At 50.0% G+C, this 25,792-nt stretch carries 24 protein-coding genes; 12 read left to right on the top strand and 12 right to left on the bottom strand.

Going from position 1 to position 25,792, the window contains the following annotated elements; genetic code table 11:
* Nucleotides 1-222 precede the first annotated feature (222 nt).
* The 5 genes from EYB30_RS16905 (at nt 223) to EYB30_RS16885 (ending at nt 4,522) form a co-directional block, all read left to right on the top strand.
* Entirely contained in the window at nt 223-1,029 is an 807-nt protein-coding gene (locus EYB30_RS16905; protein WP_166840415.1) for an ATP-binding cassette domain-containing protein, read from the top strand.
* The gene (locus EYB30_RS16900) at nt 1,029-2,231 is read left to right on the top strand and encodes an ABC transporter permease (RefSeq protein ID WP_166840413.1); all 1,203 of its coding nucleotides are present in this window, start codon (nt 1,029-1,031) and stop codon (nt 2,229-2,231) included. Before EYB30_RS16905 ends, EYB30_RS16900 begins: the two co-directional genes overlap by 1 nt.
* Nucleotides 2,232-2,369: 138 nt before the next feature.
* Nucleotides 2,370-2,576 (top strand): bacterioferritin-associated ferredoxin, encoded by a 207-nt coding sequence (locus EYB30_RS16895; protein WP_166840411.1) that lies wholly within the window; start codon nt 2,370-2,372, stop codon nt 2,574-2,576.
* Between the two features lie 141 nt (nt 2,577-2,717).
* Complete coding sequence (locus EYB30_RS16890; RefSeq protein WP_166840409.1) at nt 2,718-3,611, top strand: aspartoacylase; 894 nt, start codon at nt 2,718-2,720, stop codon at nt 3,609-3,611.
* A 92-nt stretch (nt 3,612-3,703) separates the two neighbouring features.
* Nucleotides 3,704-4,522 carry a substrate-binding periplasmic protein gene (locus EYB30_RS16885; protein WP_166840407.1) on the top strand — a complete coding sequence of 273 codons (819 nt, stop codon included), beginning with the start codon at nt 3,704-3,706 and terminating at the stop codon, nt 4,520-4,522.
* A 3-nt stretch (nt 4,523-4,525) separates the two neighbouring features.
* Here EYB30_RS16885 and gloA read toward each other — a convergent pair whose 3' ends face one another.
* From gloA to EYB30_RS16865, 4 genes are read right to left on the bottom strand one after another with little or no spacing between them, the layout of a single operon-like run.
* Complete coding sequence (gene gloA, locus EYB30_RS16880; protein WP_166840405.1) at nt 4,526-4,927, bottom strand: lactoylglutathione lyase; 402 nt, start codon at nt 4,925-4,927, stop codon at nt 4,526-4,528.
* A gap of 46 nt (nt 4,928-4,973) precedes the next feature.
* Entirely contained in the window at nt 4,974-6,044 is a 1,071-nt protein-coding gene (locus tag EYB30_RS16875; RefSeq protein ID WP_166840403.1) for a CPBP family intramembrane glutamic endopeptidase, read from the bottom strand.
* A gap of 13 nt (nt 6,045-6,057) precedes the next feature.
* The gene (locus EYB30_RS16870; RefSeq protein WP_166840401.1) at nt 6,058-6,921 is read right to left on the bottom strand and encodes a sensor domain-containing protein; all 864 of its coding nucleotides are present in this window, start codon (nt 6,919-6,921) and stop codon (nt 6,058-6,060) included.
* Nucleotides 6,911-7,300: a PadR family transcriptional regulator gene (locus tag EYB30_RS16865; protein ID WP_166840399.1), complete on the bottom strand. Its 390-nt coding sequence runs from the start codon at nt 7,298-7,300 to the stop codon at nt 6,911-6,913. Before EYB30_RS16865 ends, EYB30_RS16870 begins: the two co-directional genes overlap by 11 nt.
* Nucleotides 7,301-7,563: 263 nt before the next feature.
* Between EYB30_RS16865 and EYB30_RS16860 the strand changes: the two genes are divergently transcribed.
* From EYB30_RS16860 to EYB30_RS16830, 7 genes are all read left to right on the top strand, one after another.
* On the top strand, nt 7,564-10,251 hold the full coding sequence (locus EYB30_RS16860; RefSeq protein WP_166840397.1) for a TonB-dependent receptor: 2,688 nt from the start codon (nt 7,564-7,566) through the stop codon (nt 10,249-10,251).
* A gap of 82 nt (nt 10,252-10,333) precedes the next feature.
* Entirely contained in the window at nt 10,334-11,113 is a 780-nt protein-coding gene (locus EYB30_RS16855; protein WP_166840854.1) for a family 16 glycosylhydrolase, read from the top strand.
* Between the two features lie 63 nt (nt 11,114-11,176).
* A complete protein-coding gene (locus tag EYB30_RS16850; RefSeq protein ID WP_166840395.1) occupies nt 11,177-13,705 on the top strand; it encodes a glycoside hydrolase family 3 protein in 2,529 nt (842 codons plus the stop codon).
* Nucleotides 13,706-13,765: 60 nt separating this feature from the next.
* Nucleotides 13,766-14,827: a sensor histidine kinase gene (locus EYB30_RS16845; protein WP_174978765.1), complete on the top strand. Its 1,062-nt coding sequence runs from the start codon at nt 13,766-13,768 to the stop codon at nt 14,825-14,827.
* Nucleotides 14,824-15,615, top strand: coding sequence for a LytR/AlgR family response regulator transcription factor (locus EYB30_RS16840; RefSeq protein WP_166840393.1), 792 nt, complete (start codon nt 14,824-14,826; stop codon nt 15,613-15,615). The genes EYB30_RS16845 and EYB30_RS16840 overlap by 4 nt, the downstream gene beginning before the upstream one ends.
* Nucleotides 15,616-15,818: 203 nt before the next feature.
* A complete protein-coding gene (locus EYB30_RS16835) occupies nt 15,819-16,607 on the top strand; it encodes an HNH endonuclease (protein WP_166840391.1) in 789 nt (262 codons plus the stop codon).
* Between the two features lie 132 nt (nt 16,608-16,739).
* Nucleotides 16,740-17,147 carry a DUF6508 domain-containing protein gene (locus EYB30_RS16830; protein ID WP_166840389.1) on the top strand — a complete coding sequence of 136 codons (408 nt, stop codon included), beginning with the start codon at nt 16,740-16,742 and terminating at the stop codon, nt 17,145-17,147.
* Between the two features lie 149 nt (nt 17,148-17,296).
* Here EYB30_RS16830 and nth read toward each other — a convergent pair whose 3' ends face one another.
* From nth to EYB30_RS16790, 8 genes are all read right to left on the bottom strand, one after another.
* Nucleotides 17,297-17,932, bottom strand: a complete 636-nt coding sequence (gene nth, locus EYB30_RS16825; protein ID WP_166840387.1) for an endonuclease III — start codon at nt 17,930-17,932, stop codon at nt 17,297-17,299.
* Nucleotides 17,933-17,937: 5 nt separating this feature from the next.
* Nucleotides 17,938-18,633 carry an electron transport complex subunit E gene (locus EYB30_RS16820; protein WP_166840385.1) on the bottom strand — a complete coding sequence of 232 codons (696 nt, stop codon included), beginning with the start codon at nt 18,631-18,633 and terminating at the stop codon, nt 17,938-17,940.
* A gap of 17 nt (nt 18,634-18,650) precedes the next feature.
* Nucleotides 18,651-19,277, bottom strand: coding sequence for an electron transport complex subunit RsxG (rsxG, locus tag EYB30_RS16815; protein ID WP_166840383.1), 627 nt, complete (start codon nt 19,275-19,277; stop codon nt 18,651-18,653).
* The gene (gene rsxD, locus EYB30_RS16810) at nt 19,274-20,341 is read right to left on the bottom strand and encodes an electron transport complex subunit RsxD (RefSeq protein WP_166840381.1); all 1,068 of its coding nucleotides are present in this window, start codon (nt 20,339-20,341) and stop codon (nt 19,274-19,276) included. Before rsxD ends, rsxG begins: the two co-directional genes overlap by 4 nt.
* Nucleotides 20,338-22,458, bottom strand: a complete 2,121-nt coding sequence (gene rsxC / locus EYB30_RS16805; protein ID WP_166840379.1) for an electron transport complex subunit RsxC — start codon at nt 22,456-22,458, stop codon at nt 20,338-20,340. The genes rsxD and rsxC overlap by 4 nt, the downstream gene beginning before the upstream one ends.
* A gap of 1 nt (nt 22,459) precedes the next feature.
* Nucleotides 22,460-23,011, bottom strand: a complete 552-nt coding sequence (gene rsxB / locus EYB30_RS16800; protein WP_166840375.1) for an electron transport complex subunit RsxB — start codon at nt 23,009-23,011, stop codon at nt 22,460-22,462.
* Nucleotides 23,011-23,592, bottom strand: coding sequence for an electron transport complex subunit RsxA (gene rsxA, locus EYB30_RS16795; RefSeq protein ID WP_166840372.1), 582 nt, complete (start codon nt 23,590-23,592; stop codon nt 23,011-23,013). Before rsxA ends, rsxB begins: the two co-directional genes overlap by 1 nt.
* A 129-nt stretch (nt 23,593-23,721) precedes the next feature.
* Nucleotides 23,722-25,647: an EAL domain-containing protein gene (locus tag EYB30_RS16790; protein WP_166840368.1), complete on the bottom strand. Its 1,926-nt coding sequence runs from the start codon at nt 25,645-25,647 to the stop codon at nt 23,722-23,724.
* Nucleotides 25,648-25,792 lie beyond the last annotated feature (145 nt).

The following is a 25,792-nucleotide window of genomic DNA, read 5'->3' as shown; positions in this document are numbered from 1 at the left end:
GACAGAGAGTGGTTATTTTACACCCGCTTACAGTTTTCTGAGGCATTCATTCGCTAAACAAATTGCTAACCAGCGGCTACTTCCTGATAATCAAAGGCTAACGTCTTTGCCGGGCGAAGCCGTTACGGGCGGTGACAATAATAAGTACAGTAACTGCTTGGTTTTTTTACCGATTTTTATGGCTGCGTCCGGGTGGCGCAGCTTCGACAACAGGACGCTTGCATGATTGAAATTAAGGATTTGGCGAAAGCCTTTGCGCTGAGTAAAAATAATAAGTTATCCGACACGGAAAAACAGGATGTACGTTATAGCAAAGACGCATTTCACTCCGTGCGTAATGTCAGCTTTCATTGCGGTGAGGGTGAGGTATTAGGCCTATTGGGCCCTAATGGCGCCGGTAAAACCACCACCTTACGCATGTTATCTACCGCATTAAAACCGGATGCCGGCTCAGTGCTGTTAAACGGCGTAGATGTGCTAAAACAGCCGGTCAAGGCACGCCAGCAGATAGGCTTTTTATCCGCCGATACCGGTTTATACGGCAAGCTTAGCGCCTTTGAAAATATCGCCTATTTTGGCCGTTTACACGGTATGAGCGAAAAAGCACTAAAGCAGCGTATCGATGAGTTATTTAGCCTGTTAAATATGCACGATTTTGCCAACCGCCGTGCTGACAATATGTCGACCGGTATGAAGCAAAAAACCGCCATTGCCCGTGCTGTGGTACATAGCCCGAAAGTGGTTATTCTGGATGAGCCAACCACAGGGTTGGATATCATGACAGTGCAAACGGTACTGGATTTTATTAAAGGCTTAAAAGCCGCGGGTACGCCGGTTATTTTTTCTACCCATCATTTAGATGAAGTGGCGTCTTTGTGTGACCGCGTGGTGGTGATTGATAAAGGCGTGAGTGCATTTTCCGGTGATATCACGCAATTTAAAACGCTATCGGATAACGGTGATCTGCGTGAAGCCTTTTTGTCTGTGCTAAATGGGACACAACAATTACAACAGCAAGGAGCAGCATAATGTGGCAGGTGTATTTTAAAGAGCTTACCGAGCTGATGCGTGATAAAAAGACACTGATTTTTGTGATCCTGCTGCCGATTTTTATCTTTCCGGTTATTTTCGGTGTGATGGGGCTGGTGCTATCCAGCACCACTAACAAAGCCATGCAAGAGCAGCACCGCTATGTCATTGTGAACGCGACACAGGCACCACAGTTTGCTGAGGCGCTGTTTTACCATAAGAACTTTAAGCAACTGACGACCGAAAAAACCAGCCAGGCGGATTTAATTGCCGCTATTCGCAATGATGAGTTTGATGTGGCCATTGTTATCCCAGCTGATTTTAATACCAAACGCGCCAACGTCGAACAGGCGCAGTGGCAAATCATTTATAACCAGTCGTCGCAGTTTGACTTTATGTACCGTTATTTCTCTGAAATTGTCGCCGACTTTAATGAACAATTGCAGCGTGAGACGCTGACGCAACTTAATGTCGACCCGGCTAAGCTAACCGCGATTATTAAACCGGTAGATGTGCAAAAAGTGGATACCGCCGCCAAACGGGAAAATATCGGTGAAAAGTTTGGCGCTATTATCGCCTATATCCTTATTCCGCTGTGTCTGCTGGGGGCGTCATACCCGGCAATAGATATGGGCGCCGGTGAAAAAGAACGAGGCACGCTGGAAACCTTACTGATTTGCCCAATCAGCCGGGTAAGTATCGTGCTGGGTAAGTTTTTAACCGTGTTAACCACCGGACTGGTAGGTGCGCTGATCACCGTCGGTAGCTTCGGTATCTGGGGCGCTATTATCGGCTCTTTTGCGGGGATGGCGGTAGTACAAGAAGCAATGTCGGCTATAGCTATCACTGAGCTGGTGCTTATTTTCTCGCTGCTGTTACCGATATCGGCCGTATTTGCCGCCTTGTTGCTGGCAATATCGATTTATGCCCGCACCTTTAAAGAAGCGCAGAATTACATTAGCCCGTTATCGATTATGATTTTTCTGCCACTGGTTGCTGCCATGATGCCGGGGGTTGAGTTAAATACTAAAACGGCACTGGTACCGATAATGAATGTGGCGCTGGCAATTAAAGAACTGATCAAAGGCACGGCGGATTATATGATGCTGGCGCTGATTTTTGGCTCTACACTGCTGCTGGCGGCGGCGGCTATTGGTTTCTGCGTACACTGGTTTCAGCAAGAGAAAGTGTTGTTCCGCTAACACTGACATCTTGCTATGACAGCACAACGCCCGCAAAAAGCGGGCGTTGTTATTAGTAACAGTTCAACTTCACAAATACTATTGATAATAGTTCTTAATAATATTAAAATGCTGGCGTACTGTTACCGGAGTGCTGTTATGTACGTCTGTTTATGCAAAGCTGTAACTGATAAAACCATTAAGCAAAAAGTGGCTGAGGGCGTATCCAGCATGCGTGAGCTGAAAATGTGCACCGGTCTTGGCACTCAGTGTGGCAAATGTACCTGTCAGGCCCAGCAAATTTTGCATAACGAGTTAGTGCGCTTAGCCGATAATCGCTTTGATTTAGCTCAGCCAGCTGCCTAGCGACTAGCCTTTGTCGAATTTATATTCTATAAAACTGCATTTTAATTCTTTATCTATTCTTTTTTAGTCGCGCTCTGGTCATAATACCGCCTTTGATTTAGGCTAAGCTCAGGCTTAGCATTAGTTACTGGGGCATGCAAAGTGACAGATAAAATACAACAAGTCGCTATTGTTGGCGGCGTTCATGGCAACGAGTTTTCCGGCATTTATTTAATTAAGCAGTATCAGGCCCGTCCTGAGCAAGCTCATCGCAGCAGTTTTAGCACTGAATTGCTGTGGGCTAACCCGGAGGCGCATTATGCCAATAAGCGCTATTTACACAGTGATTTAAACCGCCAGTTTAAAACTGCCGATTTAGCCAACCCGGCATTAGCTGACTATGAACAAAGCCGTGCTAAGGTGCTTAATGCGCAGTTAGGCCCCAAAGGTAATGCCAAAACCGATTTACTGATCGATTTACACAACACTACCAGCAATATGGGCGCCTGTTTAATTTTGACCCAGGCCGGGGTTTTTTATAACAAGCTGGCGGCTTACGTAAAAATGAAAATGCCTGAAGCGATTATCTCGCGCGATGAAGACCACTTTGCTGCAGACGATCATGCACTAATGTGTACCCTGGGCCGTTATGGTGTGCTGGTGGAAGTGGGGCCGCAACCGCAGTCAGTGCTGCGCCAGGATGTGCTTGAACTGATGCACCGCATGACACAGCATATTTTGGATTTTGTCGAACTTTACAACCGCAACAATCTGCCTGAGCTGCCAAAGCATACCGAGGCGTTCCGTTATCTGCACAGCATTAAACTGCCAATGAATGAGAAGGGCGAGCGCATTGGTATGGTACATAAAAATGTGCAGGACAATGATTATCAGCCAATACATCCCGGCGACCCCATTTTCACCCTGTTTGACGGCACGGAAATCTATTACGACGGTGATACCACGGTATACCCAACCTTTATCAATGAGGCAGCCTATTACGACAATAACCTGGCGATGTCGTTGAATGAAAAAGTGCTGATTACGCTTGATTAACAAAAGCCCAATTTTTGCTGTACGTGCTACTGTCGCATGTGATAAAAACTTTGTATTCTTAGTGCTTGATTTTAAAGACAACCCGGTGACGGATGAACGGTACTATCCGACTAATATTTGCTCTATTGTTAACTTTTTCTGCCACACCGCTTGCGCTGGCAGCTGAAACGACAGTATCTGTTCGATTATTAACTGAGCATAGCCCGCCGGGTCAGTATCTGAATGCGCAGGGCGAAGTAAGCGGGGTAACCGTTGAGCTGATCAAACATGTACAAAGGCAGCTGGGGGAGTCTGGCACACCAGAACTTATGCCATGGGGGCGGGCGCTGAGTATTGCCCGCAATGCCAATAATGTAGCGTTGTTTGAAACAGTGCGTACGGCAGAGCGGGAAAGCTGGTTTAAATGGGTTGGCCCTTTGATGCACTACAGCATAAAGCTGTATGGCTTAAAGCATCGATTAGGCATAGAGGCGACGGAGTTGTCGCTGCCGGGTAAACTTATCGCCTGCAGTTATCGTAATGCCGTAACAGCACAGGACATCAAACGCTTTGGCTTTACCGAAGGGCGTAATCTTATCCTTACCAGTAAATCAGGCGAATGTCTGGATATGCTGATTTACGGCCGGGTTGATTTGATGGCGATCACTGAATATATCCTGCCAGAATACAGCAAAGATGTGACCCGCGCCGGCTACGAACTGGTTGCCGTGCGCCATCTGACGGAGCGTAAACGTTACCTGGCCTTTTCTCCTGATGTGTCTGACGAACGCATTCAGCGCTGGCAGCAGGCACTGGAGCAAAGTTACCGTGATGGCACTATGCGCAAGTTGTATCAGCCGGTTTATGCCGAGCCGATTATTCAGCGTTTGGAGGCGTTCGCGCGTAAACAACACAAACGAACGCCTGACTAAGTATTACAGCTTATCGTAATGGGCTTTTTTCTGAATAAGCTCAATAGCGTAATTATCCGGGTCACGTACAAAAGCAATCTCGGTGGTGCCGCCTTTTACCGGGCCCGGTTCGCGGCTTATTACGCCACCTTTAGCGCGAATTTTATCGCAGGCGTCATAAACGTTATCTACTTCCAGCGCAATATGGCCAAAGGCAGTGCCTAAATCATAGCTGTCGGTGCCCCAGTTGTAGGTCAGCTCCAGCACGGTGTTTTCCGTTTCATCACCATAACCAACAAAGGCCAGCGTGTATTTGTACTCGGTATTTTCCGACTGCCGTAATAGTTTCATGCCCAATACTTCAGTGTAAAAGGCGATAGATTTTTCCAGGTTTCCCACGCGTAGCATGGTATGTAACATTCTCATAAAAACTCCTGTTCGTGCACGGCGCGATAAGCGCAAAATGGGGCTGTCAGGCAGTACCACTCTTAGTGTTGCTGTCTGGCCCGGTAGTGGAGGAAATTGTAACACAGCCTTTATAACGGCTAAGCGCAGATAGGTCTTTTCGCCACATCTTATCGATAAAAGGTAACAGCACTATGGTGGCTAACATAAACAGCCCCATGTGTTCCGACAGCGGTATAAAACGTTGCGAGCTGTTGAGCGCGGTATGTAACAAAATGGCGACCAGCACATTACCGGCAGTGCGGTTGTAAAAAAAGCTGAAAATTACCGACAAAAATATGCATAAACCGACCTTGGCAAACACCATCTGTGGTGGTTCATTGTAGCTACCGTTAACAAACAGTGGAAAATGCCACAGCCCCCAGGCAATGCCTAACAATACTGCACTGACAAGCGGTGAAAGGCGCTGTTGCAGCGCCGGTAACAGCCAGCCACGCCAGCCGAGTTCTTCACCTATTGCCACCACCAGCAAGGTAAAAAGCACTGAGCGGATACTATAACCTAACCAGGTAAGCCAACTCAGATCTGCCATAATGCCAGCGGGCGCTTCGCCTTGCAGATATGCAACCATCAGCCCGGCTACCAGCCAAAGTGCTGGCAGCAAGCTGGCAAACAGTAGCCACTTTACGCCGCGTGTCAGGCTCAGATAGCCACCGAATACCGGTGTTTCGCCGCCCAGCGTGGCCGCTACGATAAAAGCACCAATACCGGCAGATACGCCACTAAGTAGCAGATTCACCGGTGTAACACCTGGCGGCACCGCCTGCATAAAAGTAGCGGCATTGATGCTGTCTCCGGTTAGCAGCATCGACAGATAGCTGATAAACAGCAGAATAAAGCTGCTGCCAAACCAGAGCCACCATTTTCGACTATTTTGCAGGCAGCGTTTACCACGCAGGGCACTGAGCACAATGGCAGCAATAGCCGGGCCAAAGCCCATACCGGTGATAATTTTGCGTATTGCCCAATCGTCGTTAAACAATAAGCTGCCAAACCAGAATAGCCAGGTCCAGCCAAAACTCAGTAGTAAAAACAGCGAGATAGGATAGTTCAAACTGGCCCGTTGTAATGGCGTCATCGAGCTTTCCTTGTTAGTTAATCAGTAGAACACGGGCGATAGCGCGCTGTAAGCGGGATAAGGCCGCCGCCAGATAAAGCGATAATGTCAGGCCAATGACACCGGCTGGCAGGCACAGTGGTAACCAGTACCAGTTAATATCAATCGGCAGGGTCGGCCAAAAGTAGTGCAGCACAGGGTCTACCAGCGGCGACAACAACAGCAGGCATGCGGTCAGAAATACACCGACACTACAGAGCAAATACACGCTGCTAAGCGGCAATTGCACGGCGCTGTATAGGGTTATTTTCCAACCCAACGGGGTAGATATATAACCAAGCAGTTTTTCGCGGATGCTGGTGCTGCGTTTTGCCATCAGGGCGGTATCTGGCCGTCGTGGCATCCGCTCACCGAGCAAGCTGCTTATCAGTTTGCCTTCGAATAAGCCCAAATAGCGCTGCAGTTTAAGGTATAGCGCCAGTACGGGCAGACCAACTCCGAGCAGCGACAGGGCCATCGTCGGTATGCCAACCAGCATAAACCAGGCAAAATAGGCCAGGCTAAGCGGCCAGGCAAGGAAGAAGTAGCCTAGTGCCTGGTAATTGCGGCTATCAAACAACGGCTGAAAAAAGCCATTGGCACGGCGTGCTGCAGGTGTACCGGTTAAAAACTGTTGCGTTTGCAGCTCCAGTGCTATGTATTGCTGTGCCACCTCTGCTGGCGAGCCGTACTGGCTGGCGATGTCAGAAAAATTCAGCTCACTGTGCTCTGCCATGGTCTCTTGCAGGTGGTTTCTGGCGTCGTAAAGGGCATCCTGCATCAGTGCCGGGCTTTGACCGCTCAGGGCATCTTCCAGTGCTGCCAGATAGTGTTCTAGTTGCTGTTGGTTAGTTGTCATAGTGTAACTGCCCATTGATTATGTTATTGACCTGGTGTTGGGTGGCTTGCCAGCTGGCTAGCCACTTCGCTAAGACTTTCTGGCCCAGAGCGGTGATGGTGTAGTACTTACGGGGCGGGCCGCTGTCAGAGGTTTTTACCTCACAGTGAATTAATTGCCGTGCATGCAGGTTGCGTAGCACCGGGTAGATGGCGCCCGGCTTTTCATCATGCTGATGTTGCAACTGTTTGGCTATTTCATAACCGTACAAGGCTGTTTTGGCCTGATCAAGAATCGACAACAGCACCAGCGATACCAGGCCGGAGCTGAGTTCTTTCTGAAATTTTTTGGTATGTTGCGTAACGAGTTCATCGTCATTGGCTCGGGTGTCATCTTGCATAAGGTTTCACTAGTATTGGCTTAACACTAGTGTGAAGTTATCACTAGCTTTGCTCAGTCGCTAGTATTAAGTTGTTACTAGATGTGTTTCCTTAATTGAATACAGATGACAGAACGTATATTCGGGTCATATTATCCCTGATTCGCTTTACCGCAACGATATAGCCTTCATTCTGATGACAAGACTAAAGTGCTTAAAAATATAACAACAGCACGGTAGCGATACCGGCAAAAAATTAAGCACACCTAAAGGGGAAGGACGACATGCAGAAGCTTAATGCTATAACCATCGCTATGGCCATAGCGTTTTCATTACCTGCTGCGGCGCAAAATGCGGCAGCGGCAACAGATACCACAGCAGCAAAAGCCGAAAACAATGATATTGCCATTGAAGTGATTTCGGTAACTGCTACCAAGCGTAAAACCAAATTAATGGAAACGCCGGTGGCTATTTCGGCATTAAGTGAAGCCCAGCTTAGGCAAAGCGGTGTCAATAACGTGAAAGACATTGCCGATTTAGTGCCGGGGCTGGATATCTCGACCGCGACCGATCAGGCCGCGCCGGTGATTTCAATGCGTGGTGTACGTTCGACCAACATCACCGAGCTTGGCGATCCGGCAGTCGGTGTGCATTTAGACGGTATTTACTCGCCGCGGATGCAGGGCGCACTGGCGCTGATGTATGACGTCGAGCGGGTTGAGGCACTACGCGGGCCCCAGGGCACCTTATTTGGCCGTAACTCTACGGTGGGTAGTATTAACGTTATATCAGCTAAACCCGACTTTAGCGGTTTTGCCGGTAATATTAATGCCGAAGCCGGCCGCTTTAACAGTAAAAACCTCGGTGGTTTTATTAATATTCCGCTGAATGACGAATTTGCTGTACGTATTGCGGCCAAAGGCTTAAAGCGCGATTCATACCTGGAAGGCTACTGGGACCCTAACCAGTATGACACCCGGCACCTGAGCGATGAGGTACTCAATGCCCCGGTTATTTCGGAAGACTCTTATCAAGGCGTTGGTTCAACGGTAACCCAGCGGGAAAACTGGTGGATAGATGGTGCCGGCACTAACCCTGAAGCGCAGCGCGTGCGGGCGCTGACAGCGGCGGATAAAAGCGACTTTTACAATAATGCCAATGAACATTCTTTTCGTATCAGTACCTTATGGCAACCGGCGCACGGTCTGTTCAGCAACCACACGGTGTTTCAGCAATACGTCAACGACAGTGCCGGTACGCTGGATTTAGTTAACTGTGATCAGCTACGCGGCCGCCCGGCAGAGTTCGGCGGCGATTGCTCGTCGTTTTTACCCAGCGATAATACCTATCAGGCTGTGGTTAACGTGCCGGGCAAACTGAACCTGGATATTACTTACCTGCGCAATACGCTGAACTACACGCTAAGCGATGAGATGAGCCTGGTATGGCAGTTGGGCTACGAGGACATGGACAGATCGTCGGCGCAGGACAGCGAAACCGGCTTAGACCCCTGGGACGGCGCTATTTATTTCCTCAAAGGTACCGGCGCCACATCTTATTCGACAGAGCTGCAGTTGCAGTCGGACGAGTTTGGCGATCTGGTATGGATTGCCGGTATTAATTACTTCCACGAAAAAACCACCACATTGGGCTATTACGACAACCCGATGGACGACAAAGCGTTCTGGGATCAACCGGATCGTTCAACCGAAGCTTATGCATTATTTGGCCAGGCGACCTACAATATCACTGACGATTTGCACGCTACCTTTGGCTACCGTTTCAGCCACGAAACCAAACAGGATAAAGGCGGCCGCACTTATCGCTGCTCCAACGCCGATGGCTGCGCGCCGGGCTGGTTAAACCGTACTGTCCTTAGCGAGTTACCGGTGGACTATTTTAATGACCCGTCGATCTACGCTTCGTACTTTGCCAACGACAATAAAGGCCAGTGGCGTAACCACGACTTCAGAGTCGGGCTCGATTACAACCTGAGCGCCGATACCATGCTGTACAGTTATCTGGCGTCAGGCTTTAAAGCCGGCGGTATCGGCGATGTATTTGAAGTCGTCAACGACAGAACCGGCGAAGTCAGCCGCTTTGAAACCCAGTTTGACCCGGAAAAAGTGCTGACGTTAGAACTGGGCGCCAAATCCAGCTTTTTTAATAACTCATTGAACCTGCAGGCCGCGTTTTTCTACACCGACTACACCGATATGCAGTACGCTTCTGTTGGCTCTATCGGCAATGTCGAGCGTTTATCACCTGTTGAGGATGAAAACGGTGCGCCCATTCTGGATGAAAACGGCATGCCGATACTGGATTATCAAAACCAGCCGGTGATTGCCTACTATACGCAAAACGTGCCGGGCTCGACCATTAAAGGTATTGAGTTCGAGTTTGACTGGAAGCCGTATCAGAATGGCCGTATTACCGGTTACGCCACCTGGACCCATGCCCGCGTTACCGAGGACTGGATCACCAAGTGGGATTACGACCCGGAATACCTGTTTGGCTTGTCGTATGAAGAGTCGATAGACCCACAAAACACGCTGCTGACCACCAACCTCAAAGGCAATGACCTGGCGATGACACCGCGTTTTACGGCCAATGTCAGCTATACCCACAGCTTCGACTTAGGCCGGTTCGGCTTTGTACACGGCTGGTTTAATGTCAGTTTTAAAGATAAGTCCTACACCACCATCTGGAATCTGGATAAGCATCTGGACGATATGGACTTTAGCGTCAGCGACGAAGCCGCACTGTACATTACCGATAAACGCGATGCCTACACCATGTTAAATGCATCATTAAAATATGAACCGCAAAGCCAGGCCTGGTACGCCGAAGTGTTTATCAATAACGCCACCGATGAGCTGGTGCAGTACTGGAATAACACCGGCAAAGGCATCAATAAAGGCAGCTTTGGTATGCCACGTTATTACGGGATCCGGGCTGGTTTTAATTTCTAACGCCGCTCTTGTGTAAACGCAGCGCCCGCAGCCGCAGGTTTTCGCTTCGGGCGCTTTATGCCGCAACAGACAGGACCTCATGATGAAACACACAACTACCAACGTCATTTGTGCTGCTTTTTGTGTTGTTAGCACAACGCCAGCCCACGCCGGTTATTTTAAAGACGACTTTAGCTGGGGCTTTAATAGCGGGATCTGGTCTGCCAGAACGGGCAGCAATGGTTCACCCTTTGGCTGTGCTTTTACACCGGCTATGGTGTCACCAAGCTCGCATGGTATTACGCTGGCGCTGAGCCAGGGCAGCTGTGCTGAGCTACAAAGCCGTGCCAGTTACAGCTATGGCAAAGTGCAGGGCGCGCTGAAAACCGGCAATACGCCGGGTACTGTGGCATCGATTTTTACCTACACCTCCTGGTGGGACGCCCCCGGCAGAGCCTGGCAGGAGATTGATATCGAGTTTTTGCCTTCGCTTGGCAATGTGGTGCATACCAATGTGATTTATCAGCCACAGGGCGGCACTTATCAAAGCTGGGAGCAGGACATCGATCTTGGCCAATACGGCCTTAACATTCAGCAAAACCTGCTAACTATCGGTTTTGATTGGAGCCCAAGCCAGATCCGCTGGTATCTGTATGACGCCAGTGGCAATGAGCAAACCTTGCGCACGGTTTACAAAGATAATGGCGATGGCTATCTGGCAAACGACGAAATACCGGCTTATGCCTGGCCGGTCGACAATACCAGAATCATGATTAACCACTGGCATGGCGACAATTCGCAAAGCGGTTTTTACTTTCCTGGCCAGTACTTTGCTGACACTGCCTGGGCTTATTACGACTTTATTGAATACATTCCCCATTAAGTACAAGTGTCTGCAGTAATGCCACTGCGGCATTGCTGTACTGCAGACGTATAGGATTTCACTATGTTTTTTGTTTCATATTCTGCGCTTACTAAAACCCTGTGTGTATGCTCGGCGCTGCTGGTTTGCCATTTTAACGCTAACGCGGAAAACCTTAGCTGGCCTAAAGTGAACTCTGTGCTAAAGCCCGATCCGGCTGTAGAACAACAGCTGGATGTGTTGCTGGCCAGCATGACGATTGAACAAAAAGTGGCGCAGCTCATTCAGCCTGAAATTGGCTATTTAAGCGTGGCGCAAATGCGCAAATATGGTTTTGGCTCTTACCTGAATGGCGGCAACACCGCACCTTATGGCCAAAAGCAGGCCGATGCCAAAACCTGGCTTCAGTATGCCGATGAAATGTATGCCGCCGCCATCGACAGCAGCGAAGATGGCAGCAGTATTCCTACTATCTGGGGTACTGATGCGATGCACGGCCATAGCAATGTGTATGGCGCCACCTTGTTCCCGCATAACATCGGCCTGGGTGCAGCGCGCGATGCTGCTTTAATTCACAAAATAGGCCAGGCGACGGCGAAAGAAGTGGCGGCAACGGGCATTGAATGGATGTTTGCGCCCACCGTAGCGGTGGTGCGGGACGATCGCTGGGGCCGCACTTATGAGAGCTATTCTGAAGAGCCTGCCATAGTCGCAAACTACGCCGGCGCTATGGTAACCGGGGTGCAGGGCGAAATTGGTGACACGTTTTTAACCGATTATCGTCGTATCGCCACCGCGAAACACTTTGTCGGTGACGGGGGTACTGAAAATGGCATCGACCGCGGCGATACGGTGGCGACAGAGCAAGCACTGCGCGATATTCATGCCGCCGGTTATTACACCGCTATCGGCGCCGGCGTGCAGTCAGTGATGGCGTCCTTTAACAGTTGGAATGGCAAAAGGGTGCATGGTGATCACTACCTGCTGACTGAAGTACTGAAACAGCAAATGGGCTTTGACGGCTTTGTGATCAGTGACTGGAATGCGCATAAATTTGTTGATGGCTGCGATTTAGAGCAATGCGCCGCTGCTTTTAATGCCGGTGTGGATGTGATGATGGTGCCGGAGCACTTTGAAGCCTTTTACCACAATACCCTGCAGCAGGTTAAAGACGGTGTTATTTCCGCTGCCCGGCTCGATGATGCGGTAAGGCGGTTTTTACGTGCCAAAATACGCTGGGGCGTGTTTAGCCGGGGTAAACCTTCAACCCGGCCGGAATCGGCAAACCCGCAATGGTTTAATGCCAAAGAACACCGTGAATTGGCCAGAGAGGCGGTGCGAAAATCACTGGTGTTGCTAAAAAATAACGATAATCTGCTGCCGCTGTCGCCCAAAAGCAAAGTGCTTATTGCCGGCGATGGCGCCGATAATATCGCCAAACAGGCCGGTGGCTGGAGTGTATCCTGGCAGGGCACTGATAACACCAATGCTGATTTTCCCAATGCTACCTCTATCTATGCCGGGTTACGTCAGCAAATTGAAGCCGCAGGCGGTACGGTAGAGCTGAGTGTCGATGGCCAATACCGCAACAAACCCGATGTCGCCATAGTGGTGATTGGCGAAGAGCCTTATGCCGAATGGTTTGGCGATATTCAGCAACTGGAATATCAGCACGGCAATAAACGCGATTTGGCGCTGCTGAAACGCTTAAAACAGCAGGATATTCCGGTAGTAACGGTGTTTTTATCCGGCCGGCCGCTGTGGGTGAATAAAGAGCTGAATGCGTCAGATGCCTTTGTCGCGGCCTGGCTGCCCGGCTCTGAGGGGCAGGGCGTTGCCGATGTACTACTGACCACCAGCGCAGGCGCTATTCAGTATGATTTTCATGGCAAACTGAGTTTTTCCTGGCCCAAATTCGATGATCAATACCGGCTGAATGTCGGTCAGACGCAGTATGAGCCGCTGTTTGCGTATGGTTATGGCCTGACGTATGCTGATGAGGTTGTGCTGGCGCCCTTATCTGAAGCAACACGGGCACAAATCGCAGAAGATACCGCAGAGCAAACACCGCTGTTTGTCAGAAACTTAGCCGCTGGCATGTTATGGGCATTATCAGATAGCAGCGCCCCGTTACAGACATTTAATACAGCGTCAGCCGTCAGTGCCGATGGTAACAGTATCACCATGCAGTCGGTTAATTTGGCCTATCAGGAAGATGGCAGAAAATTTGTCTGGCAAGGTGCTGACAATACGGCCGCGGCCAGTTTAGTCTACGCCGGGGCGCAGCAATTAACTGACGCTATCCGCAGCCAATTTTTACAATTGAGTATCCGGCTGGATCAGGTTGCTATCAAGGATGTGACCATCGCCGCGATGTGCCAGCAGCAAAGCTGTCTGCGTACGGTATCGCTGCAACCGCTGTTACAGCAATTGCCTGCAGGCAAATGGCATAGCCTGGCCTTGCCGCTGCATTGCGACGCTGCAAGCACTGTGCAATCAGTAGAAGAGGCTGTGCGCTTTACGGCCGCACCGCCATCGAGCCTGGCGGTCGCCGATATCGCCTTGGTTAACAGCGTGGCGTCATCCACGCTCGTGTTGGGATGTGAGTCCTAACGGTGCAGCAGGCCCGGCAAACCTAGCTGTCGGGCCGCAATTTAAGCTAAAGGTTATTGATTGATAAAGCTCGAATCGAAAAGGCAGTTGTTTTGGTTGTGCCAGTACTGTGGCTGGCTCGCTTACGCCTTACTGACCGAACTGATGATTAAAATGCCGGGGCAGGAGCCCTGGCTTATTCATCTGCCACATCTGCTGCTTGACACCTGTTGCGGCTTTTTTATTACCTTGTGGCTGAGAAAGCTCTATGCGTCGTTCAGGCAGCGGCCGCTTGTGCTTAGCGCGGCTTTGCATATTGTCTGTTTGCTGGCTGCCGCCCTGCTGTGGACGCAGTTTAAATGGCACAGCTTGCAGTGGTTTTATGGCAGCTGGTGGCAGCCGATGACCTGGTTTGATTTTGGTACCTGGACATCCGCCTCTATGACGATGCTGGCGACCTGGACCGCCGGTTACTACGGTATAAAAGTGTATCTTGATAACGCCGAGCAGCGCCATCAGGCGGCAGAGGCGTTGAACCTGGCAAAAGAGTCGCAGCTAAAAATGCTGCGCTATCAGTTAAACCCGCATTTTATGTTTAACAGTATCAATGCTATCTGTACGCTTATTTTGAAACAGCACAACGCCAATGCGGTGGCCATGTTGGAAAAGCTCTGCGATTTTCTGCGTTACAGCCTGTACACCGATCCGCTGGCAAAAATCACGGTACAGGACGAAATTGCGATATTGCAAACCTATGTTGATATTGAGCAGTGCCGCTTTCAAAGCAAACTGAATGTCAGTATTGCTGCAGATCAGGCCTGTGCTAATGCACTGATGCCATCACTATTGCTGCAGCCTTTGGTAGAAAATGCGTTAAAGCACGGCATCGGGCAAAAAAGCAGCATTGTTATTGCGGTAAACTTTAGTTGTAAAGGCAACCGCTTACACATTTGTGTTAGCGATACCGGCAGCGGCTTTGATCTTCAGGCCAAGGCAGCAACGGGTGTCGGCATGAAAAACTGTCAGGATAGACTGCAGCTGATTTATCCCGGCAACAGTCAGTTTACGGTAAGTAATAACGACAATGGTGGGGCGCAGATCAGCATTGCTATCCCGCTGGAAACGACTGAGAGCATTAGATGAAGCCGCTTAAAACCCTGCTGGTAGATGACGAATACAGCGCTATCGAAGGGCTGGCCATCCGGCTGGCGGCGTTTTCGCAGATCAGCATTATTGGCCATGCCGCCAGTGTCGATGAGGCCATGGCACTGATCAGTCAATCGGCACCGGATTTAATCTTTCTTGATATCGAAATGCCGGGTCAATCGGGCTTTGAGCTGATAAAGCAGTTACAACCAGAAAACTGCCCGGCCATTATCTTTGTTACCGCCTTTCATCAATATGCAGTGCAAGCTTTTGAGGTGAGGGCGCTGGATTATTTACTTAAACCGGTAAAGAAAGAACGGCTGGCCGAAGCGATAGCCAGAGTCGTCGCCAGGGCGGAGCCGCAGCCCAACAAGCAACAACTGCTGGAAGTGGCTGCTATAGTGCAAAACGCTGCAGCCACGCCGCCAGTTGACACAACCACATACCGTATTGAACAGGAAAAGCTGCTGATCCAGGACGGGCACCACCCGGCGCAGTTAATCCCGTATCGGGATATTTTATGGATTGATGCTGTCGGTGATTATATGTGCGTGCACACCAACGCCGAGACCTTTGTCATGCGCGCCAGAATGAAAAGCCTCATTGACGAGGTGTTACCGGACGGCTTTATCCGCATTCATAAATCAACCATTGTTAATCTGCAGCATGTTGCCAAGCTCGAACCCTTGATTAACTCAGAGTACAAGCTGACCTTAGTTAATAATAAAGCGCTAAAAGTCAGCCGCACCTACAGCAAACAGCTAAAAGAGAGTTTGTCGGGTTAGGCGGGTTAACCCGTATTTGTCGCTAGCCAAATGTCAGCTGTACCGATAACTTATTGTAAGTTTTACAGAAGCAGTGTAGGGTTCAATACATTAAATTTACAAAAACAGGTTGACCCGGGTTTAAGTACGGGTTGACCGGCCGAATAAGCGTTGTGTGTCACCTGTCCATACAGCCTGTTTACGTAGTCACTCAGGAGAGTACGTTGAGAAATACAAACAAGCATGGCCTCTCACGGAATATTCCAGCAGCAGTAAAACGCGAAGTTAGACAGCGCTGTGGCTTTGGATGTGTAGTCTGTGGCTTAGCAATTATTCAATATGAACATGTTGATCCGGAATACGCTGACGCTAAAGAGCATGACCCCAACAAAATTACGGCGCTGTGCGGAGCATGCCATGACAAGGTGACCAGGCGTGTTTGGTCTAAAGAGAAAGTGATACGTCACAACGAAAAGCCAAAGTGCGTTGTAGATGGATATGCGTCTGACTTCTTCGACATTGGGCAGAACGTGCCCAAGGTTGTTTTTGGAGGTACAGAATGGATAGAAACACCAGTCATAATCGAGGCGCTTGGAGAAACAATTCTAGGATTGGCCCGAAACGATGATTCTGGAATGGTTGAGATGTCCGGGGTCTTTCGCAATGATGATGATCAAGAAATATTCAGAATTGAGAACAATGAGTGGAAAGGATCGGCAGATAATTTTGATATTGATGTTGTAGGAAACGTACTCACCGTTAGAAAAGAAAAGCGAAAAATCGCTCTAAAGATCAGAGTTGAACCGCCCAACGCTTTTATCGTTGAGGAGATAGATATGCTCTTTCGAGGAGCAAGAATCTCAGGAGTTAGAGGCCAGGGCTTCAATGCTGTAGCTCCAGATGGTTCAACGATTGTAGTTGCCGGCCTGAAGGCAGAAAACTGTGCCGCCGGCGTAATTATCGGAGAAACGAGCGTCAGTTTAGGTCAGAGGTGTAAAAAGCTAAGGCTATAGCCTTTCGGGCAGGGGCCTTGTCACACAACAAATCGGTCAACCGGACGCCAAAAGCGTGGTGCTTTTGGTTCCCTCCGCTGGCGCTCCGGCGCCGGTTATCATCAGTGTTAGGCATCCGAAAGAGGTCAGAAAATGCGCGCAGTATTTCCAGATGAAAACCAAATCATGGAATTGGTTCAATTTATCCCCCTTCTTTACCGAGATGGTTTTGATCCCATTAAAAAATGGTGTGGTGGAGAAGAGAGAGATGGTGTTTTCACTATGCCATGGCCAGAGTATGAAGAAAACGTAGAAAAGTTTTTACGGGTAGCATCGCAAGAGCACTGGTGCGACTACGGGTATAGCCCAAAAGAAGCAAAAAAGATGATCGAAGATAAAAAATTAATCGAATCTTCTGGCCTCGACGAAATCAGGACTATGCTGACCTACTGCGTTCGTGGTGAACGGTTTTGTGATGGGCACATGGGTGCTATGATTCGTGAGGGTAAGATTGGATTAATTCTCAAACGGCTAAATGAATTATCAAGCAAAAATGCCTAACACATATGAGCCTTCTCGGAGTCAATAGGTAAAACCGCTCTTCTGGCCGCGTTAGCGGCCAGTCCGCTGTTCCATCTGTAAAATAGACTGCTTTATCTGTCATCATGGTTGCCTGGCGATAGTTTGCAACATTGGTCGCCTGATACTGCTTATTGCTCTGTCTTGTCTTTAAACTCACACAAGTCTTCAATAATACAGCTGCCACAGCGCGGTTTACGTGCCACACAGGTGTAGCGACCGTGCAGGATAAGCCAGTGGTGCACGTCGAGTTTAAACTCGGCCGGTACTACTTTAAGTAGTTTATGCTCGACCTCGTCGACATTTTTACCCGGCGCCAGTTTAGTGCGGTTGGATACGCGGAAAATATGCGTATCGACCGCTATAGTCGGCCAGCGAAAGGCAGTATTCAACACCACATTAGCGGTTTTGCGGCCAACGCCGGGCAGGGCTTCGAGTGCTTCGCGGTTCTCCGGCACTTCACCGCCGTGTTGCTCTATCAGAATACGGCAGGTTTTAATCACGTTTTCGGCTTTGGTATTAAACAGGCCGATAGTTTTAATGTAATGCTTAACACCGTCAACGCCTAAATCCAGCATTTGCTGCGGCGTGCGCGCGGCCGGAAACAAATGTTTGGTTGCTTTGTTCACGCCAACGTCTGTTGCCTGAGCGGACAGCAGTACAGCAATTAACAGCTCAAACGGCGAGCTGTATTCCAGCTCGGTGGTGGGCTTGGGGTTGGCCTCTCGCAGCCGGCTTAATATTTCAATGCGTTTTTGTTTATTCATTGTACTTACTGTGCCGTGCCGGTAACCCGGGCCCGGGCGATACTACCTTTTTCAACAGCTTGTTTTTGCTTAAGTTTGTTGTCTATGGTGTTTTTCAATGCGATTAACAGGCCCATGGCAAAAAAGGCACCCGGCGGTAACATCGCCAGCAAAAAGTGACTGTTGACTTTAAACAGTTCAATACGCAGCGCTTTGGCCCAGTCACCAAGTAGTAAGTCGGCGCCGTCGAATAAGGTACCCTGGCCGAGTATTTCCCGCATCGCACCCAGTAGCAATAACACCAGCATAAAACCCAGCCCCATCATAAAAGCGTCAATAGCCGAAGGCAGCACGGCGTTTTTCGAGGCAAAGGCTTCGGCGCGGCCAATAATGGCGCAGTTGGTAACGATTAACGGGATAAAAATGCCCAACGACTGGTATAAACCGAAGGTATAGGCATTCATCAGCAGCTCTACCGCGGTGACCAGGCTGGCGATGATTAGCACAAACACCGGGATGCGAATTTCGCTGGCAACATGGTTACGCACCAGAGAAACGACAATATTAGAGCCCAGTAGCACCACTAAGGTGGCAATACCCAGCCCAAGGGCATTGGTAATAGTGGCGGTAACGGCTAATAACGGGCACAGGCCCAGCAATTGCACCAGACCGGGGTTATTTTGCCATAAGCCCTGTAGAGTCAACTCTTTAAATTGGTTCATCAATATCTGGTACCTTATCAAACCGCACAGTTGGCTGGCATAGTGGCCAGCTGCGGGTGTTGCTGCACATACAGTACGGCATTACGCACCGCATTAATGACGGCGCGTGGTGTAATAGTCGCACCGGTAAACTGATCAAAGTCGCCGCCATCTTTTCGTACTGCCCATTTATCAGCATTGTCAGGGCTTACCACTTTACCGCTGAAGCTATAAATCCAAGGTGAACGGCGTGTTTCAATTTTATCGCCAAGGCCGGGGGTTTCTTTGTGCTCCAGCACGCGGCTGCCCAGCACAGTGCCATCGGGGCTTAGGGCAACAATTAAATCGATATTGCCACTGTAGCCATCCGGTGCAGTAGTTTCAATAATATAAGCACTAAGTTCACCGTTCTGACGCCAGCGATACAGGGTTTGGGCACTGGTTCTGCCCAGCAGCTGTGCGTCGGTTACCTGCAGACAATCCTGCAATAATGCCTGACCCGCATCAGCATTGGGCAGCACTTCCGATAAAATGGCCAGTTTGGCGGCCAGCCGCTGCTCGCTTATGCGCGCAGCAGTTTGTTGATTAACCAGGCTGAGTATGGCGACGCAAATTGCTGCCGCAGCACCTAATGCCAGTGCATTTTTACTGATAGCACGGATCATTTCAGTTCGCTCCGCGGGCGGTGGCCATAAGTGCGTGGCCGGGTGTAGTAGTCAATCAGCGGTACGACCATATTGGCCAGTAACACGGCAAAGGCATAAGCGTCGGGGTAACCGCCAAAATTACGGATTAAAAACACTAACAGACCAATTAAGCCGCCGTAGAGTAAACGGCCTTTATTGGTAGTTGAAGCCGATACCGGATCGGTGGCAATAAAAAATGCAGCCAGCATAGTGCCGCCACTAAACAGATGAAATAACGGTCCGGCGACAGTGTCAGAACTGGCCAGGCTGGCAATGCTACTTAGGACAAACAGGCTGCTCAGTATTGCTAGCGGGATGCGCCAGCTAATGATTTTTTGCTGAAGAAGCAGTAAGCCTCCGGCCAGATAGGCCAGGTTCACCCACAGCCAGCCTGCACCGGCGAAGCCATAAAACACCGGTTTTTGCAGGCTTTCGTCCAGCGTCAGACCGCGGTTAAGATCGGTGCGCAAGGTATCAAGCGGGGTTGCCATTGTTATGCCATCAATACTGCTTTGCAATTGTGACAAACTAAAGCCGCTGCAGCTGTACTGGCTAAATACCGTACATAGCGCATCAAGTGGTGTCAGGCTAACGCTTTGCAGTGATAAAGGCGGCAGCCATTGTGTCATTTGCAAAGGAAAGGATATCAGCAGCAACACATAAGCGGCCATGGCCGGGTTAAACAGGTTGTTGCCCAGGCCGCCATACAGCTGCTTTACGATAATGATGGCAAAGGCCGTACCGATAACAACCAACCACCAGGGAGCATAAGGGGGAATAGATATCGCTAACAACACGGCTGTTAGCAGGGCACTGTTATCCTTTAAACTTGGCAGCACCGCTTTGCCACGCAGTTTTAATACTGCCGCTTCACTGAGCCAGGCGGTGACGATGGCCAGCAACAGCTGGATAAGCACACCGTAGCCAAATAATACCGCCTGGACCGCGATGCCAGGCAGGCAGGCTAGCGTGACGATACGCATAATTTGCGCTGTGCTGCGCGAAATCCGTTGATGCGGTGAGCTGGCGATTTTAAAACTCATGAGTTCTCACTGTCGGCTTGTTTTTTAGCTTTTGCTCTGGCAATGGCGGCGGCGATAGCCGCTTTACGTGGATCTTCAATAGCTTGTTCAGCTGCAGCTGCGTCGGTAGCCGGCTCTGGGCTAGTCGCGTGCCCGGCGGCCTTTTTGGCTTTCGCCCGGGCTAAGGCTGCAGCCACGGCTGCTTTGCGTGGATCCGTCGTGCTAGTATCCGCTGTGCTTATCTCAGGCGCAGGGGAGGTGGCGACTTCAGTGGCGCCAGCCTTTTTAGCCTTGGCTCTGGCAATCGCCGCGGCAATAGCGGCCTGGCGTGGGTCTGTTGTGCTGCTATCTGCCGCCGGTTTATCTGTCGCTGTAGCCGGGCTGATGGCGTCGTCAGTTTTCACACTGTCGGCGGCTTTTTTGGCTTTAGCCCGGGCGACGGCAGCGGCGACGGCAGCCGCTTTGCTGTCAGCGTCAGACGCCGGCTGTGCCGCAGGCTCAGTGTTGGCGGCGGCTTTTTGCTGTTGGTATTCCCGCGCTTGCTGTTTTTTCTGTTCGCGCTCTGCCTGGATCACGGCTTTATCAGGGCCAGCGGCGCCGTCAGTTTGCTGCGCCTGGCGCGCTTTAATGCGTGCCAGGGCATCTGCAACGGCATCGCTGGCACCACTGGCCAGTTGCTGCTGTTGTCGTGCCGCGGCCAGTTGCTGGTTGCGTTCAGCCCGTTGTTGTTTCTCACGCTCTAATCTGGCGTTGCGGGCTTCAAAGCGCGCTTTGGCCTGCTCGGCTTTTAAAGCTTCGCGCTGCTGCTCACGGATCTCTGCTTTAGCCACGCGATAATATTGCACCAACGGAATTTCACTGGGGCAGACATAGGCACAGGCACCGCATTCAATGCAGTCAGCCAGGTTATACTCGGCTAATTTGTTCGTGTCTTTCGCTTTGCTGTACCAAAGCAATTGCTGAGGCAGCAAGCTGGCGGGGCAGGCATCAGCACAACTACTGCAGCGGATACACGGCATTTCTTTTGTATCTGCAGGCAGCTCTTGGGCGCTGGGTGCCAGAATGCAATTGGTGGTTTTTACCACCGGTACGCTTAAGTCGGCCAGTGCAAAGCCCATCATAGGGCCGCCCATTATTACCCGTTGGGAAGATTCAGGCTGAAAACCGCAAAAATCCAGCAAAGCCGATACCGGGGTACCAAGCAGTGCCAGTACATTTTGTGGCTGGCTCAGGGTATCACCGGCAACAGTGACAATACGTGACAGCAATGGCTGGTCGTCCAATACCGCTTGCGCTATGGCAAAGGCGGTGCCGACGTTTTGCATCACTATACCTATATCAACCGGACGCCGGCCATTAGGCACTTCTTTGTTGGTCAGCAATTGGATAAGTTGCTTCTCACCACCTGATGGGTATTTAGTGGGCACTGTGCGCACCAAGTAATTTTCGCGCTGATTACAGGCGGCCATCATAGCGGCGGCGGCGATGGGTTTGTCATCTTCAATACCAATAAGCACGGCTTTAGGGTTTAACAGCCGGCACAGAATATCAATGCCTTTGACAATAGTGGTGGCCGCTTCCTGCATCAGTAAGTCATCGGCACTGATGTAGGGTTCGCACTCTACTGCATTGATGATCAGATAATCTACCGGCTGCGTCACACCGCTTTTTAAATGAGTAGGAAAGCCGGCGCCGCCCATACCGGCAATGCCGCTGTCCTGGATCCGGTTTAGCAACGTCATTTTGTCACTGGTGGCAAAATTTAGCGGCTCACGTGGCCGCCACTGCTCCAGGCCATCGGGCTCAAGCAGCAATGTCAGCTCAGGTAGGGCTGAAGGGTGCGGGCTGGTATGCGGCATAATAGCGCGCACTATGCCGGAAGTAGGGGCATGTACCGGCACGGCCATAGAGTTATCGGCGGCCGTTAATGGCTGGCCTTTGAGTACCTGATCGCCGGGTTTTACCAGCAGCTGGCCAGCTACACCAATATGCTGGCGCAGCGGGATATACAGCCGATCCGGCAACGGCATAACCGCAACCGGTTTTTGGCTGGTTTGTTGCTTACGTGGCGGCGGGTGCACGCCGCCGTGAAAGTCCCAAATAACACCGGCTTGAATTTGCTGAAATAAACTTGGCATCTTACTCCACCACCTTGACCGGTATCGCGGTTAAATCCCATTTCCAACGCTCTGGCGTAGCGGACAGCGGTACCATATCGATACAATCAACCGGACAGGGTTCAACACACAAGTCGCAACCGGTGCATTCGTCTACCAGTACGGTGTGCATTAATTTTGACGCCCCGACAATGGCATCTACCGGGCAGGCTTGAATACACTTAGTGCAGCCAATACATTCATCTTCACGAATGTACGCTACCCGTTTTACCGCTTCGGTTTGCGCCGCATCAAGCGGTTTAGCGTCAACGCCCATTAAATCGGCCAGTTTGCGGATAGTGGCTTCGCCGCCGGGCGGGCACTTGTTAATATCATCGCCATTAGCAATCGCCTCAGCATAAGGCCGGCAGCCGGGATAACCACATTGCCCACACTGGGTTTGCGGCAAAATATCATCAATTTGCTCTACCAGCGGATCACTTTCTACTTTAAAACGGATAGCGGCATAGCCCAGCACGGCACCAAAAATCAGGGCCAGGCTACCAAGCGCTATCAGGGCGGTCAGCAAGGTCATCAGATTTTCACCAGCCCGGTAAAGCCCATAAAGGCCAGTGACATTAAGCCTGCGGTGATCATACCAATGGCGGCACCTTTAAAGGGTACAGGTACATCGGCAGCAGCCAGACGTTCGCGCATGGCGGCAAACAGGATCAGTACCAACGAAAAACCGACGGCGGCGCCAAAACCATATACAACGGAGTTAATAAAGTTGTGCCGGGCATTAACGTTAAGCAGGGCAACCCCCAGCACGGCGCAGTTAGTTGTAATAAGCGGTAAGAAAATGCCGAGCAGCCGGTACAGTGTCGGGCTGGTTTTATGTACTACCATTTCCGTAAATTGCACCACAACAGCAATAACCAAAATAAAACTCAAGGTGCGTAAATACAACAAATCCAGCGGTGCTAATAAATAATGATCAACCAGATAACTGCACAAGGATGCCAGCGTCAGTACAAAGGTAGTAGCAAGTGACATACCAATAGCCGTTTCCAGCTTGCCCGATACCCCCATAAAGGGGCACAGACCAAGAAACTTTACCAACACAAAGTTATTCACCAGTACGGTGCTGATTAACAACAGCAGAAATTCAGTCATCGTGGCGCTCAGGGAAAAATAAGGGCTATATTATGCAATTAAGCTGGCATCGACACAACCGGATAAAAGCTAAGGGTATTGCTGTTTGGGGCGTTGCGACACGCCCCGACACGGCTTGACTGATTCGCGCTACAGTGGGGCAGGTTTACCGACGTAATAGCCTTGGTTACCATCGATAAACAAGGATTCCAGCATATGTTTCTCTTCCTGGGTTTCTACGCTTTCAGCAAAAACACCAACACCGATGCGGTGCGCCAGATCGATCATCAGCCGCATAAAGTATTGATTGTTCTTATCGTCATTAATGTGACGGGTGTAGCTGCCGTCCATTTTGACGTAATCGGGTTTTAAATCGCGGAAAAATTTAAACGAGGTAATGCCAACGCCAAATTTTTCCACCGTTACCCGGGCACCGGCCCGGTGCACCATATCAATAAAACGCTTGCTGGTTTTCAGGTTTTGTTGCAAACCAAATTCAGTTACTTCAAATATCAGTTTGGCGGCAATATGGGCATCTTTTAATAAACGCCGTTCCAGCCAGATCACAAACTGGTCATCGTGCACGCAGCGTGCAGACAGGTTAAGGCCAAAGTACTGATCCTGTAAGTTCTTATTTTTGATTGTTGTTAATGCGGTTTCAATGATTAACCGATCTACCGCGACAATCCGATCCAGCTTTTCTGCCATCGCCAAAAAGGATGCGGTAGGCAGCGTTTGTCCTTCCTGGGTTTTAAAACGCACCAGAATTTCAGAATAGGCTTTGGACGAGCGATTAGACGGTTGTATTAACTGCGCTAACAAGCTAATTCTGTGATTACTTAATACATCATCAATCACGTTGCGCCAGTTCTGGTTGCCGTAGCCGCCACTGGACATCTCCAGGCCAGCCGATTCTTTTTGTAAATGCCAGGAATTAGACTGTTTAGTTTGCGCCAGACTGATAGAGGTATCGGCTACTGCCAGTAGCTCGCCAAGTGCCTTGCCGGATTCGTAAGTCACCAGACCGGTGTAAGCAACGGAGTCCAGCTCGGCAACTTTCTGATATTCATTCAGCCGGCTTTGCAGTTGCAGGGCAAAATTTTCGGCTTCTTTCGGCGTCACCCGCGGCAATAAAATACCAAAATCTGAGCTGTTAAGCCGGTATATTTTATGGTCTTTATAGGTACCGCTTAGTTTTTTAATGACGCCAGCCACTTCGCGTATATAGTTATCACCTTCCTGATAACCCCGGGTTTGGTTTAATGTTTGCAGCTCTGTGCAGCGGGTAATGGCAAAAACACCAAACTCGTTGTTTTCATTCTGGCGAATGTTTTCTTCGTAATATTGCACAAAGCGATTGCGGTTGGGTAACTCTGTGACCGGATCTTTATAGGCCTCTTCAGCGATTTGATGCGCATTGCTGGCCATTTGGTTATATTGACTGCGGGTATAGTTCGCCAGTTTCTGCAAAGCGGTATTAATGTCGGCAAATTCGGCCGGAATTTTCTGCCAGTCAGGTTCTGCTTTTTGCGGATCTTTAATAAAGCGGTCTATCAGTTCATTGACAGCAGTAGTGGTGCGCCGGTAACTGCGGCTGATGCTGCTTTTACTCAGTAACACCGGCAACCAGCCCAGCAGAAAAGGCAACAGCAGTAATATCAGTAACATTTGCTGAAACTGCTGTAACCGGGCACTGAAATCCAGCTGGTAGCTCAGCTGAATATTTTGTTGCTGGTTACGCACTGTTTGCGCTTTAAATTCGCTGCCAAATAACTGTAGCAGCCAGCTGGCTAGCGGCGCATGGTCACCGTTCAGGTTTTGTTCGTGCAGTACGGTACCGTCAAGCTGGCTGACACGCAGGCTTTTCAGGCTGAAACTACGATCTAGCTGACGGCTTAATACTTTGCCATCTCCGGTAATATGATGTTCGAGGATCTGCTCCATCGCCGTCCTGGCACTACGCTGAGCTGATTCCAGTTGTTGCTGGGTGTAAAACACCAGTATAACCAAAGCGGCACCGGCCAGAATAACGGCTGATAACAATTGGCTGATAAGCAGAGTACGCAATATTCTCATAAGCTGTGACCACCAGACATAACCAGTTTCCTTGTCCTAATGCTTAATATAGTTTAGGTATACGTAATAGAAAGCTAATTAAATCAAAAAAATAGTGATAAATATAGCAATAACGACAGACGGAGGAAAAAACGGGAGCTGTGGA

This window comes from Rheinheimera pleomorphica (assembly GCF_011634895.1).
In the GTDB taxonomy this organism is placed as follows: Bacteria; Pseudomonadota; Gammaproteobacteria; order Enterobacterales; family Alteromonadaceae; genus Alishewanella; species Alishewanella pleomorphica.
Note: the sequence above shows the minus strand (reverse complement) of the source record. Positions and strands in the feature narration are given on the sequence as shown.